Raw genomic sequence first — 13,246 nt, 5'->3', positions numbered from 1 at the left:
CGGGCAAACCAGCTGGCCACCAGTGGGCAGTTCTGATGGCCACCAGCGGGAAGAAACACTGGCCGCCTATGGGCAGAACTCAATGGCCCTTGACAGCTGGCGCGGCAGGGAACACGGCGGGAACGTCCGTGCGGCCCAGAGAAGCCCTGTAGCTCCAGAACGGGCCGTCAGCGGACGTAAGGTGCCCTAGAAGCGGGTAAAACACGTCACGGAACCACCTGACTCGTGCCACTTGAGAGCTCCTGGCTGACTTGGCCGGTGTTGTCGCTGGTCAGGGTCCTGTGGCGGGGGTCGGCGACACACTAATCGGGTGGGTAGGGTCGGACCGTGGTGTTCGTGCGTAAGGTCCGGACGGCGTCGGGGGCGACGGCGGTGCAGATCGCTGAGCGCCGGGGCGGGCGGGACAAAGTCCTCGAGCACCTGGGCTCAGCGCACACCGAGGCCGAGCTGACCGCGCTGTTGGAGGCCGCCCGGGTGAAGATGCACCCGGGTCAGGGCGAGCTCGACCTGAGCGCGGGCGCGGTGCCGGCGGGGCAGTCGGTGATCACCGGCAAGTGCAGCGCACTGCTGTGGCACGTGCTGACCAGCGCGTACGCCAGGTTGGGGTTCGATGCCCTGGGCGATGAAGCGTTCAAGGCGCTGGTGCTGGCGCGGATCGTGGAACCCACGAGCAAGGCCGACTCGCTGCGGGTGCTGGACGAGCTCGGTGTGCCGCACGCGTCGCTGCGCACGATGTTCCGGTGCCTGGCCCGGGCCCAGGAACGCGGCTACCGCGACCAGGTCGCCGCGGCGTGCTTCGCCCACGCCGCCGGGCACGGGGACCTGTCGCTGGTCCTGTACGACGTAACCACCCTCTACTTCGAGGCCGAGCAGGAGGACGAGCTGCGCAAGGTCGGCTATTCGAAGGAGCGGCGCGTGGACCCGCAGGTCGTCGTGGGGCTGCTCGTGGACCGTGCCGGGTTCCCGCTGGAGGTGGGGTGCTTCGAGGGCAACAAGGCCGAGACCGCCACGATCCTGCCGATCATCGAGCAGTTCCAGCAGCGCCACAACCTGGCCGACATCGTGGTGGTCGCCGACGCGGGCATGCTCTCCTCATCGAACCTCAAGGAGCTGGATGCGGCCGGGTTGCGGTTCATCGTCGGCTCGCGGGTCACCAAGGCCCCCGGCGACCTCGCTTCTCATTTCCGGTGGCACGGGGATGCGTTCACCGACGGACAGATCATCGACACCATCACTCCACGGGTGGCCACCACCAAGGCGGCCTCGGTCAACGACGTCACCAAGCGCGCCGAACCCGTGTGGGACCCCGCGGTGCACGATCGGTCGTGGCGGGCGGTATGGGCGTACTCCGTCAAGCGCGCCGCACGGGACCGGGCCACCCTCACCCTGCAGGAGAACCGCGCCAAGGCGGTCATCGCCGGCGAGAAGCCAGCCCGCACACCGCGGTTCGTGAAGACGGTGAACGGCTCGACGCGCCTGGACGAGGACGCCCTGACCCGCGCCCGCAGCCTGGCCGGGCTGAAGGGCTACGTCACCAACCTGCCCGTCACGACCATGCCCGCAGCGGAGGTGATCGCCTCCTACCACTCGTTGTGGCAGGTCGAGGCCTCGTTCCGGATGAGCAAGACCGACCTGCGGGCCAGGCCCATGTTCCACCACGACCGCGATGCCATCGAGGCCCACCTCACCATCGTCGTCACCGCCCTGGCCGTCGCCCGTCACCTGCAGGATCAGACCGGGATGAGCATCAAGAAGATCGTCCAGGCCCTACGCCCGCTGCAACAGGTCACCGTCGTCATCGCCGGTCACCCCCACGTCGCCGCCGACCCGCTGACCGGCACCGCCAGCGAGATCCTCACCGCCACCGGCACCGAATGGCCAACACACTAAATTGGCACGACTCGGGTCAAACCAACCCGGCGGGGCTGGCGCGGCAGGGAACACGGCGGGAACGTCCGTGCGGCCCAGAGAAGCCCTGTAGCTCCAGAACGGGCCGTCAGCGGACGTAAGGTGCCCTAGAAGCGGGTAAAACACGTCACGGAACCACGTCGCCATGACGCGAGGATCGGGGTCCACGCGAGTCTGCTCCCAGGATCGCCACATCGCCTCGATAACCGATCCGGCCTCCTCGTAGCGCCACCATTGCGGGTCCCATCGGAACCTGTTCGGGTTGCGTCGGAAATGCGGCAACAGCCAATCACTCACCCACTCACCCGCGTTGGCGTAGAGGGTCTGGAACTCCTGCTCTGTGTCGGGTTCTCCCGGGGTCTCCTCGGGAGGCTCGTCTTCAAAACGCGGCATGGCGTTCAGCACGGGATCGGCGCTCACCGGCTCAGCACCTCCGCACGCTCGGCCTCGGCCTGCATGCCGGCCGCTGGCCGCTTCCTCGGGGCGCGCTTCAACTCGGACGGGTTCAGCACATGCGGGCCGTGGGGGAAGGATTCCAGCTGCACACGGCGGACCTCGGACAGCTGGGCCGCTTCGGCTCCAGTCAGATGCGCCACGTCACGCTGCGCGGCCTGAGCCAGATCGTCCAGATGTTCCACCCGCGCAGCGTCGACTTCGGCTTCGGCTTCCTCCCGCTGGGCGTCCCCCTGGGCTTCGGCCTGCGCGTCCTTCTCATCAGCACGCGCGGCCACGCCTGCGGTGTCCGTGTACGTCTCCGACTCGGGCTCCTGGCCGAGTGCGCGAGCGCGTTGCTCGTCGGTCATCGCGTCGGGAAACTTCTCGGCAATCGCGCGGTCCACGTCCTCATCGCGTCCGATCCAGCCCTGCACATCCGCCCACGCCTCGGGCATGTCGCGGCCCAAGTTGTCCGGGGCATTCTCGATGGCGCGCAACGCCCCATCCTTCTCCACGGCGCGAATGTCGCCCCGGTCGTTGGACAAGTCGTGAATGACGAACAGCTCGGGGCCGGCCTCGGCCGGCTGCGGCTGCTGCACCTGCGCCGGCTCCTCGGCTACCGCTTCCTCGGCTTCCGCTTCCTGTTCCTGAACCTGCTCAGCAACGGCACCGTCATCGGCGCGGTCCTGCCGCAGCTGGGCGAAGTAGTCATCGAGGGCATCACGCAGCGCCGCGTGACGCTGCTCCAGCGAAGACGGATGCGCCCGGTTGATCTCCTGGAGGTCGATCCCGAACTCACTGCGGAGCACATCAGCACCGTGCATCCATGCTGAACGCGCCGCCGGCTCGTTGCTCCCCAGCGCGGCCGCGACGGCCAAGCGATCCGCGATGGACTCCGATCCGGCGTGTCGCCAGAAATCCCGCGAGTAGAGGTCGTGTTGTACGACGCGCGCGGCGTTGGCGCGCACGCGCGCCTCCTCCGTGCCTGCCCTCTGCACGCTCTGAACCTGCATCGCACGAGCGCGCAGCTGGTTCTCCCTCAGCTGCATCGACGCGCCGGTGACCATCCGCACCATCATCCCGAAGTCTTCCGCGATCTGGGATTCATCGTCCATAGCCATGACCGGCCTCCTTCTGCATCTCTCGTGTACCCACGGGTACGGTCGTGCCCGTGGTCGTGGAATCGGAGAACAGCGACTTGTGCGCCCGCTCGGAAGCGTCCGCCAGCACCATGAAGTCCCGTACCAACTGAGGACGCACCCCCACGACGTGCTGCTGCATCATCGCCCGCGACAGACGGTTGGCCTGCCGCACCACTGCCAGCCAGCCACGATCCCGGCCCTTGGCAAAGCGGGCGGTCTGACGCACCCTCCACGCCCCGTTGGGCTCACTGTGCTGGGCGCGGGCGATGCGCTCGGACATGCGACTGAACGGCCCGTCCTGCCCGCCCTCGTACTGCACGGCCAGACGCGCGTAGATGCACGCCAACGTGTCCGGGGCGGTGCCGGTCTTGCCGCTCATCATGCGCTCGACATGCACCCGGTGAACGGGCCGCTGCAACCGGTCCGGCTGGCCCGGGCGGCGCATCGTGCCATGCAACGCGCTCAGGTACGCCTCCGCCTCCGTGCGCCCCTTGTCCGCGAACCGGGCGCAGATGTTCGGCCAACTCAGCGACGAATCCAGCTTCGACGGTGAGGCGAACACATACTGGCCGTTCTTCGTCGTGTAGGACGCCCCCGGCAACGCGACCTTGTACCCGCGTACCACGTTGCGCGTACCGCGCTCGAATGATGGGGCGACCTTCACCCCGGCCTCCTCCAATGCCTGCACGTACTCCAACGGGCTGCCGGCCGTCGCCAGCGCCGCGCGCATCTTCTGGCGCAGCGCCACGGGCACCGGCAACGTGTCCCCGGCCTTGCGTGCGCGCTCCTGCTCGGCACGCTTGTACCCGCTCAACGTCTTGCCGGCCCCACGGCCCTCGACCACGGCCAGCGAAAACTCCTTCTCCAGCTCGCGGCACGCCTCCTGCACACGCTTGAAGTCGTTGTGCGTGTTCGCCTTCGTGCCGTCCTCACGCACGAGCTGCACCGCAACGTGGATGTGATCGTTGCCGTTCTTCGAGGTGCCGTGATGGATCGCCACCCACCGGGAAGTCTTCGCCCCGTCCGGGTCAATGAAACCCATCTTCTCCACGAAACGCTCCGCGATCGTGCCCCACTCACTCGCGCTCACCTTGCGGTCATCGGCACGCAACGACAACGAGCAATGCCACACATGGCCGGCGCGTTCACCGACCTTGACGTGCCTCTGCTGCTCCTCGTCCCACTCGGACACTGAGGTCATCACAGCGGTGCCATGCGCGCGGCGCGGACGCTCCAGCTGGTACCCGATTTCAAACGCATCATGCTTGTTCAGCTCCCTGCCTGGCTCCACACGGAACGTGATCCGCTCGTCTCCGGCAACGATCATCGGGCGGGTGTGCTCGTTCGCCCGGCCCGGCCCAGCAAGGTAGTAGACAAGCCCGGCCATGTCCCCGCCTCGGGTGACGTTCGGAATCATGCGCGCGCCTCCACGGACACCTGATCCACGGTCTCCTCCAGGCGGTCCAGGCAATGCCGCAACTGAGCCAGCTCCTCGCGCAGCTGAGCGTGCAGAACTTCGCCCGTCGCGTTCGCGTGGCGCGTGAGCTGGTTGATGTTCGTGCCGACCTTGGCGATCTGGTGCTCCACCTTGAACAACGCCGTGATGGTCTCGCGCGCCGCCTGCGGATCAACGCCCCGCACTCGCGCAATGCCAGCCTCCACCATGTACCGCTGCACCGTCTTGTTCTCTCGCTGGGCCGCGATGGACAGCTCCGCATTCTCGGCCTCGGTCAGCCGCACAACGCGGCGGACAGCGCGCCCACCAGGCTGGTTCGCCTGTCTCATTCGCTCGGCCATCGCGACCCTCCTTCCAGCACAGTGCAACGCCACTCGGTAACACTGAGTGTCCCACCCCCCCTGGCCCTCGGGCAAGGGGGGCAAGCGGCTTAGGGCACCTAAACCTATAGCTTGCTCCGGCCTAGCCGGTCGGTTCCTTCGATGCCGGGGGTGACCAGAGCGTGACCCCCGGTTCGCAAGCTGGAACCCCATTCGATGCGCCCGAGCATCGCCGCCCCTATGCTGAGGCCATGCCGATGGACACGACACACTTCCTGGAAGAAATGCGCCGCATGAACGAGGAGCGTATGGCAGCAGCTGAGCGGATCGCGGACGCCCTTGCGCGCCGCGAGGAAGCACACGCAGCCGCCGCCGAAGCCGACTCTCAGACAGAGGCAGCGTTCCGTGATGCCGAACGTGCAGGGTGGACACCTAGTGAGCTAAACCGTCTGCGGCCCTCGGACATGACCACACGTAAGCGCAGCACTCGCACGCGCCGGCCACGCAAAACAAACAGCACTTCATCCACTTCCGAAGCCTCGTCTACGGTGCCACCCACGGCCACCGAGACCGCGCCCACGGCTAACTGAACACACACGCGCGGACGGGGCCGGCGCGGTTCGCTGAGCGAACCTCGCCGGCCCCGTCCACGTCTGCATCTGAGCGTGCTCGCGTCTCTCTGCTGCGCTCCGATTTCGGCGGGCATGGTGCATGGTGACGTGTCGCCGCCGTCGTGCGCTTCGATGTGCTCACCAAGGGGGCCTTGACGGGGGGTAGTTCCCAGCGGGGCCGGCTGATCGGGGCCAGCTTCTACCCGGTGCCCATCACCTCTAAAGCGGCCTGAAATCCTCTCCCATCACCTGCCGCTCCATCGATCCCACACGTGCCAGCGACGGCTGAGGACGAATAACGGACGCGGACCTTCGCGGACCGCGGCTGCTGCTTCCCCGCGTTTACGGTCAAGATCCCCGCTTAGCAACCGGACCCTTCCGATACGACGCGTCAGCGCGATGGGCGCGTCGGGCCGGGCCAGTTACACGCGGGCGGCGTAGAGCTCCATCAGGCGCGTCTGCCGTTCCTTCTCCGTGGCTCCGGCAGGTAAGTCCAGGATGCGATCCATAACGCGATCCAGTGCCGTGTGCGCCTTCACAAGGGCCGGGTCCATGGCTAGCGGGTTGTAGTGCTGCGCCAACGACCGCTCTGGGTGCAGCGCGCGCGCCTCCAACACGCCGGCGCCGGCCTGAATGAGCTTGCCTCGCTCCGACTCAGACAACTCCGGTAGGGGCAACGTGTTCCACACCAGCGTGTTCGAGAACCGCAGGTCCGACTTAATCTGCCCACCGACCATGCGCTGCCATGCGATGAACGCCGACGACGAGATCACCGCGAAGGCCAGGCCCTCTGGATCGACGACCACGAAGTTTGCATCACCCGAGATGACCTCGGGACCAAACCGGGAGGCGGTGAAGAAGGCACGTGTTTCGGAGACATGGCGCGGGATGCACAAGTAGTCCGTCTGAGGTGCCCGCCGCTCGGTAAAGAGGTGGGGGGTGGCGGCCAGCGCCTTTGTGGCCTGCTTCGTACTATCGGCACGGAATGCTCGCACCGCATCGAGGCGCTCCCTGAGCAGCCGCGACCGCGTGAGGTCGGCAGGTTCCAGCTCCTCCAGCCACAGGCACCAACGCGGGGTGTCATGGATCAGCTCGCGCGCACCGACGTAGCGGCGCAGGTATTTGGCCACCGCCGGATCGGCGGCCACCTCCTCGTATACGGCCGCTTCCACGATCAGGTTGCCCCCGTCCGTTGGCTGAGACCCCTTGAGCGCAGCCGGCAAGTTAGCCAACGGCTTGCTGCGCTTGGCCACGGGGACCCATGGCCCTTCTACGAGGTACGGGCTGATCGCGCTCACCGGCTCCTCTAGTGGTTGCCCCTGAGACCGGTCGTAGGAGAACAACCGCGCCCCCTTCAAGGGGATGCCCTTGGAAAAGCCGATGATGACGCAGTGCACCGATGCCGAGCCCGGAGCCTCCGAGGTCCACGCGAACGTGCGGTGCGCGAACGGGATCATCCATCCCTCACGGTGCAACGGCCCGAACAGTGCCGGCACTGGCTGACCCTGAGCAATGGAGTTCGTCGTGACGAAAGCGAACCGGCCCACCGGCTGGCCGGCGAAGTAATGCATCGCCTGGGCATGCCATCCGGTGACGTAGTCCAGGTACCCGTCGTAGTCAGCACCCCAGACAGCCTTCATGTCCGCGGTCTGCTCGGCGGTCTTGGTGTACTGACCGATGAACGGCGGGTTGCCCATCACGTACACGTGCTCGGATGCCGGCACGACCTCGTTCCAGTCCATGCGCAGCGCGTTGCCGACCACGATGTGCGCCGACTCGGACAGGGGCAGCTGCTCCGGGGACACCCCGATCTTCAGCGACATGTCCTGGTTCGCCTGGTGGTCCACAAGGAACATTGCCGTGCGGGCGATGGTCGCCGGCCACTCCTCCAACTCGATCCCGCTGAAGTGCGACATCCGCACCCGCACTCTCTCGTCCTCGTCCATCACCAGCGAGGTCTGCACCTGCTTGCCCGACAGCTCCTGCAGACGCACCAGGATCTGAAGCTCCAGGGCGCGCAGCTCCCGGTAGGCCACGATCAGGAAGTTCCCGCACCCGCACGCCGGGTCCAGGAAGCGCATCTGCCCCAGACGCTCGTGCAGCTTGCGCAGCCCGGGGCGGGAGTGGATGTTCGCCACGAACTCGGCGCGCAGCTCGTCCAGGAACAACGGTCCGATGAGCTTGAGGATGTTCTCCTCGGTCGTGTAGTGCTCCCCCAGCTCCCGGCGGGCCTCCTTGGACTTCACCGCCTGGAACAAGGACCCAAAGATCGCCGGAGAGATCCCGCCCCAGTTGAAGTGACACGCCGCGATCAGCTTCTCCCGCATGCTGGCGGTGAAGTACGGGATCGACACCGCCTCCCCGAACACGGACCCGTTCACATACGGGAAGCGCAACATCAGCTCATCCGTGCCTGCCATGCGCTTGTTCACCGGCCGGTTGAGCACCTGGAACAGGGCGGTCAGCTGCGCGCCCAGATCGGATCCGTCCTCGGCGGTGCGGGTCTGGATGAACTCCAGGAACAGGTCCCGCTCCCACAGTCCCGAGTCGTCGGCGAACAGGGCGAAGAGGGTTCTCACCAGGAACACGGATGCCTCGTGTTCGTCGTATCCGGAGCCCTCGAGCTCCACGTAGAGGTCGGCCATCAGCTGGGCGGCCTTCACGGAGGCCGCGGCCTGCTCTGCTGAGCCGAACGTGCGCTTCTGGTAGCCGGCGATGAACCCGAACCGCTCGGCCTCCACCGGCAGCTGCTCCAACGGGAACTCAACCACCGCGTCCTCGTCCCCGGGGGCGGCCTCGAGGTCGCGCAGCCGGAAGGTCTGGAAGTCGCAGGTGATGACATAGCGGGGCTGCTCGGCCTCGGGGACGTTCGCCAGGTACGTCAGCGCCTGGTCCTCGGCGACTTGCAGGTCCTTGCCCAGTGACTTCTGCTCGGCGATGAGCATGCCGGGCCAGAACACGTCGATGAACCCGGCCCCGCCGTCGGCCTTCTTCGCCCGGCTCTCGTACTGGGCCACCTTGCGGCGGCGGATTCCGTAGACCGCGAACAGCTCCGTCCAGAACGATTGGGACTCACCCCGCTCGTAGGACTCCCCGGCCCACTCGTGCACGAACGCGGCCGCGTTCGCTCGGATCTGATCCCAGGACAAGGGCTTGGTCTGCATGTGAAGAGCCTTCCAACGGTGACCACCCCATCATGCCGGGCCCACCCCGTACGCGCGTTGATGACAGAGGCGGGCACGAACCCCGCTGCCCACCTGCCAGGCGCAGCCGACACCCCAGACCTCCCCCACGGACGACTGGAAGCAGGATGAGATGGCGGGGGAGGCATCGTGCGTTAGACAATTTTCTCCATACAGTCCGTTCATCGATCCTCAGCGCTCGGCGTGCGCCGCATGGCTCTCGAAGCATCTGGGGAGCCTTGACACCGTGGACAGCACCATGGTTCACTTCTTGTGAGTAGCCAGCAGTCCACGAACCCTGGAGAGGAGTCGAGATGGCATTCGAGGTCTTCGACAAGCGCAGCGCGCCCATGAAGGGGACGCCCAGCGTGACAATCCAGAAGCGAGGAATCTTGTCGATCAACGGTCCAGCGCACAAGATGATCGACGGCGCTCTCGTCGTGGAGTTGCTGTTCGACAAGTCTCGCAGGGTCATGGCTTTGCGGCCCGCGGACCCCTCGCCGCGTTCGTACGCACTGCGCGAGCCTTCCAAGACGGGGCAGACCCTGCTGTCGGCTACTGCTTTCATGGACGCCTATGACATCGACACGACAGTCAGCCGGCGGTACGAACCGTTCGAAGAGGACGGGATGCTCTGCATCAACCTGGCCGGACCGTCGATCGAGGTTCGTGGCAATCGCTCCCGCGCCCCCAAGGAGGACGCGGGTGCATAAAAAGCTTCGACCCCAACCCACGCCAATGGGTTGGGGTCGATTTTCAGGGCCTAACGGCGCTGATGGTGATGGGCTATCACGGTCAGCATCGTAGCCGAGGCTGGAGCAACCGGCTCCACCCGGTAGGCCCTCCAACACAAAAGGAGGAGCCTTATGGCTTCGACCACCCGTCACTACAAGATCCATCTCACCGGGCCAGCACCCTTCGCCGACCTGGACGTCCACACGGACACCCCTCAGTTCCTCGACCCCTACGCCATCCGACTACTGGGGACTCCTACGCCCCACGCGGCCAAGGCGATCAACTGCCTGGACACGTTCTTGGAGGAGTTGGTGCTCACCGCCCTCTCCTCGGACCCGGCAGTCCAGGCGCGAGGGGCGGCGCTGCCGGTGTTCCCCGAGCCGCGGCAGACCCACCTCGGACTCTCGGCGAGGGGCATCAATGGGCATGGCGGGGCAGAGGTGATCCGCCGGCGGATCTGGAAGGCGATGTCCACCGACCTGCGGCCCCTGCTGCACGTGGGAGTGCTGCGCCACCTGGAGGAACTGGGCTTCTACATCAAGGACGTCGGCGACGACATCACCTCCGACATCACCACCCGCATCATCTTCCAGGCGCTGGTGGACTTCACCCAGGAGATGCTCGCGCTGTACCCGGAATTCACCGCGAACGGACACAAGACGGCCACCGTCTCCTGCCGGATGTGGAACGACCACACCCGGCAGTGGGAGATGAAGTCCGTGACCCTGCCAGTGGCCAACGGCGCACCCCTGCTGCTGGTGCCCTCCGGCTGGGTGACCCGTCACCCGCTGATGCGCTACGGCCGCTTCTTCGAAGTGACCATGCTGGGCTACATCCAGGACCTGCACACTCAGTACACCCCTGAGGGCAAGCCCCTCAAGACGCCCAAGGACCTGTTCGTCCCCCAGGGGTTGGCCTCACGGGACAAGCTGGAGGCGCTCCGAAAGACGCTCGAAGCGTACGAATCTGGCCGTGACCTGCTCGCAGAGCACCGCCGCTTCGTCACTACCAAGGGCATCCCCCCGCAGGTGGACCTGCTGGCCTGAGCTACCCACCCCGGGCAAGGCCCGAGGAGACTGACTCCATCAGTCTCCTCGGGCCTTGTCGTCCCCTCCGCCTTCCACCTCCGAGCTCTACAGCCGCCAGGTCTGAGCTCGCGCCGCCTCGGCAAACCTCCAGGCGTCGCGCCGCTCCAACTCGGGATCGTGCCGCTCATCCTTCGGACTGCGATCACCAAGCGTCGCCGCGGGTCAGACAGTCGTGTACCTCCCCTGTGGCCTTTCCGCGGTGAGCCGCCCGGTCCGCAGAGACCGGCTCACCCCCTCGCTGAACGCCTATATCGGTCGTTGGTGGCCGGCGTTCCGGGCCTCCTGCCGCGGGCCGCCCCGACTCCACGCGTCCTGCACCACCACCTTCCCAATGCCGACAACGACGCCCCCGGCCCGCACGGTGAAGCGGTCCCCGTCGCGAGATAAGACCCCCGTAGCATGTTCGCGCTCTCCGGACGACCGGAGCTCCAGGAGAGGGGTGGCCATGACAGACACAGTAAGAACACAAGTCCTCGAGCCAGCCCCCGGACAGACCAATGCCACACCCGCAACCGTCAACGAGTAGGGGATGGGCACCATTGCGGCCATGCAGGCTCAGTACCGGGTCACCTTAAGGGTGGTGTTCGCGCAGGAGGCGGCCTTCTTCACCAGAAACGCCTTCTCCGTGGCGTCAGCCTTCAACCCCCAGCGGATCTTCACCGCAGTCCAGTCAGCGATGTACTGGCACTGGTTCTTCGGCGGCAGCCACTGCTCCGGACCGCGGGCCTGCTTGGCCGAGTTCAACGCCGAGGTCTGTGCGTTCAGCGACCGGGCATCCCCCAAGTCGTTGTAGAACGCCACCCGCTTGGCCTTGGTCCAGTACCGGGCTCCCGAGCCCCACGCCTCATGCACGGGCACCATGTGATCGATCTGCACCGTCGAAGCAGACGTGTGCGTCCGCAGATCCCAGCTGCTCACCCACTTGCCCGTGGCCACCGTGCACTTACGGGCCGTCGTGAACTTCGGGGTGGTCTTGGACTCTGCGATCAACACCTCTGCCCGCGTGTTCTGGCAGTCCCGGTTCGCATCCTTCCAGTCCCCGAACTGGGCGGCCCGGTCATAGCCGGCATTGTTCTCCGCCGCGACCGGCAACGACGCCACAGCCGTGCGCAGCGGGGCCGAATACGTGGTGCCGGCTGCCGCCGGTCCCGCGCCCCCGAGGACAGCGGTGGCGACGAAAACAGCGGCAGTGGCCAGAGAAGCCAGAGAGCGTCGTGACATGGGCGAGTTCCTTGCTCGAGTGGATAACGCGATGCGAGATCGCATCGCAGCTGATCCTAAGCTCGCGTGAAGACCCTGCTCGGCACGAGATCCCCGGTCCCTAGGATGGGCAGGATCAGCGCGGACATCGTGGACCCCCACGGCACGCACCTGGCCGAGGCCTTGCCCAAGCTGCGGGGCCTGGGCGAGTACGCCCCGGCCCACGGGGATGCCTTCGGCCGGATCGAGGCCGTCGCTGAGATCGAGGGGCAGCTGCGGGTGCTGGACATGAAGAACGACGTCGTCCGGGCCGGCGTCCACGCAGCCCAGGACGCCCAATCCCTGTACAAGGCCGCGCCCGCGTACTGAAGCAGAAACTCAAGGGACGCCGGCGGCCGAGGATGGGGTTCAGTCTGAGGCTTGCCGGCGCAACGAGGTGTACAGGGTCTGCCGGCTCACCCCGAACGCGCGCGCCACTTCGGCCTTCGGGATCCCCATCTCAATCATCACGCGCGCCTGCTCCACGTCGGTGTCCGAGAGCTTCGGGGCCTGGACGTACTTGCCGCGGGCCTTGGCTAGGGCGATGCCCTCGGCCTGGCGCTCCTTGATCCGCCGGCGCTCGAACTCAGCGAACGCCGCCAGGATGCCCAGCATGAGCCCATCTACTGGGGAGGTGCCGGACTTGTCCACGGTGATCCGCTCGGACACGAACTGCACCGCGCACCCCTTGTCGGTGAGCTCGTCCACGATCGCGTACAGGTCCCGAGTGTCGCGGCCGAGGCGGTCCATGGAGGCGACCTTCACCAGGTCCCCCTCCCGCACGTAGGTCATCAGCTCCGCTAACCCGGCGCGCTTGGCCCTCGAGCTGCCGGAGATCTTGTCCTGGAAGATGCGGTCGCACTCCCCCACCGCCTCGAGCTGACGATCCAGGTTCTGCTCAGCCGAGCTGACCCGCACATAGGCCACAGTCTGTCCAACCACGTCTTAGACCCTCCGACACTCCTGTCTAACGGCCCGGTTTGGGACCGTCTCTGACGTGATGGTCTCGTGGGCGGGCGGGGTGTGTAAAGGGGTATACCCAGCTTGACAGCCGAACAGTTCATCACTGCCCTCATCCTTCACGAAATCCGAGACAGCCTCTCAGGGCGCCGGGTCGGCCTGTCCCGTAA

General features: G+C 66.5%; 10 protein-coding genes and 1 pseudogene. 4 read left to right on the top strand and 7 right to left on the bottom strand.

Annotated features, from left to right (window positions below; genetic code table 11):
- Positions 1–327 precede the first annotated feature (327 nt).
- The gene (locus tag DE149_RS11425) at positions 328–1,890 is read left to right on the top strand and encodes an IS1634 family transposase (RefSeq protein WP_233490751.1); all 1,563 of its coding nucleotides are present in this window, start codon (positions 328–330) and stop codon (positions 1,888–1,890) included.
- 48 nt (positions 1,891–1,938) lie between these two features.
- On the opposite strand, the pseudogene DE149_RS11975 reads toward DE149_RS11425, so the two are convergent.
- The 5 genes and pseudogenes from DE149_RS11975 to DE149_RS11885 all read right to left on the bottom strand — a co-directional run.
- A pseudogene (locus tag DE149_RS11975) lies at positions 1,939–2,301 on the bottom strand (DUF4913 domain-containing protein); the annotation flags it as partial.
- Between the two features lie 23 nt (positions 2,302–2,324).
- Entirely contained in the window at positions 2,325–3,464 is a 1,140-nt protein-coding gene (locus DE149_RS11415) for a hypothetical protein (protein WP_113914515.1), read from the bottom strand.
- Entirely contained in the window at positions 3,448–4,902 is a 1,455-nt protein-coding gene (locus DE149_RS11410; protein ID WP_113914514.1) for a hypothetical protein, read from the bottom strand. Before DE149_RS11410 ends, DE149_RS11415 begins: the two co-directional genes overlap by 17 nt.
- Positions 4,899–5,282, bottom strand: a complete 384-nt coding sequence (mobC, locus tag DE149_RS11405; RefSeq protein ID WP_158530796.1) for a plasmid mobilization relaxosome protein MobC — start codon at positions 5,280–5,282, stop codon at positions 4,899–4,901. The genes DE149_RS11410 and mobC overlap by 4 nt, the downstream gene beginning before the upstream one ends.
- Before the next feature lie 1,012 nt (positions 5,283–6,294).
- Positions 6,295–9,036, bottom strand: a complete 2,742-nt coding sequence (locus tag DE149_RS11885; RefSeq protein ID WP_113914512.1) for a DNA methyltransferase — start codon at positions 9,034–9,036, stop codon at positions 6,295–6,297.
- Between the two features lie 332 nt (positions 9,037–9,368).
- Here DE149_RS11885 and DE149_RS11395 point away from each other — a divergent pair, with 332 nt between their 5' ends.
- On the top strand, positions 9,369–9,767 hold the full coding sequence (locus DE149_RS11395; RefSeq protein WP_113914511.1) for a hypothetical protein: 399 nt from the start codon (positions 9,369–9,371) through the stop codon (positions 9,765–9,767).
- Between the two features lie 153 nt (positions 9,768–9,920).
- Entirely contained in the window at positions 9,921–10,835 is a 915-nt protein-coding gene (locus tag DE149_RS11390) for a hypothetical protein (RefSeq protein ID WP_113914510.1), read from the top strand.
- 597 nt (positions 10,836–11,432) lie between these two features.
- Here the strand turns inward: DE149_RS11390 and DE149_RS11380 are convergent.
- Positions 11,433–12,098 (bottom strand): HNH endonuclease family protein, encoded by a 666-nt coding sequence (locus DE149_RS11380; RefSeq protein WP_050664463.1) that lies wholly within the window; start codon positions 12,096–12,098, stop codon positions 11,433–11,435.
- Positions 12,099–12,203: 105 nt separating this feature from the next.
- On the opposite strand from DE149_RS11380, the gene DE149_RS11375 reads away from it, so the two are divergent.
- Positions 12,204–12,446, top strand: coding sequence for a hypothetical protein (locus DE149_RS11375; RefSeq protein WP_113914508.1), 243 nt, complete (start codon positions 12,204–12,206; stop codon positions 12,444–12,446).
- A gap of 39 nt (positions 12,447–12,485) precedes the next feature.
- On the opposite strand, the gene DE149_RS11370 is transcribed toward DE149_RS11375, so the two are convergent.
- On the bottom strand, positions 12,486–13,058 hold the full coding sequence (locus tag DE149_RS11370; RefSeq protein WP_101963227.1) for a recombinase family protein: 573 nt from the start codon (positions 13,056–13,058) through the stop codon (positions 12,486–12,488).
- Between the last annotated feature and the right edge of the window lie 188 nt (positions 13,059–13,246).

It is taken from the genome of Micrococcus sp. KT16 (genome assembly GCF_003315015.1).
Taxonomy (GTDB): Bacteria; Actinomycetota; Actinomycetes; order Actinomycetales; family Micrococcaceae; genus Micrococcus; species Micrococcus luteus.
This window is presented reverse-complemented; position numbering and strand designations above follow the sequence as displayed.

What these genes read in the sequence shown, in the direction of transcription:
- DE149_RS11415 (WP_113914515.1), bottom strand. Translation starts at nt 3,464, where the DNA reads ATGGCTATGGACGATGAATCCCAGATCGCGGAAGACTTCGGGATGATG.
- DE149_RS11410 (WP_113914514.1), bottom strand. Translation starts at nt 4,902, where the DNA reads ATGATTCCGAACGTCACCCGAGGCGGGGACATGGCCGGGCTTGTCTAC.
- mobC (WP_158530796.1), bottom strand. Translation starts at nt 5,282, where the DNA reads ATGGCCGAGCGAATGAGACAGGCGAACCAGCCTGGTGGGCGCGCTGTC.
- DE149_RS11885 (WP_113914512.1), bottom strand. Translation starts at nt 9,036, where the DNA reads ATGCAGACCAAGCCCTTGTCCTGGGATCAGATCCGAGCGAACGCGGCC.
- DE149_RS11395 (WP_113914511.1), top strand. Translation starts at nt 9,369, where the DNA reads ATGGCATTCGAGGTCTTCGACAAGCGCAGCGCGCCCATGAAGGGGACG.
- DE149_RS11390 (WP_113914510.1), top strand. Translation starts at nt 9,921, where the DNA reads ATGGCTTCGACCACCCGTCACTACAAGATCCATCTCACCGGGCCAGCA.
- DE149_RS11380 (WP_050664463.1), bottom strand. Translation starts at nt 12,098, where the DNA reads ATGTCACGACGCTCTCTGGCTTCTCTGGCCACTGCCGCTGTTTTCGTC.
- DE149_RS11375 (WP_113914508.1), top strand. Translation starts at nt 12,204, where the DNA reads ATGGGCAGGATCAGCGCGGACATCGTGGACCCCCACGGCACGCACCTG.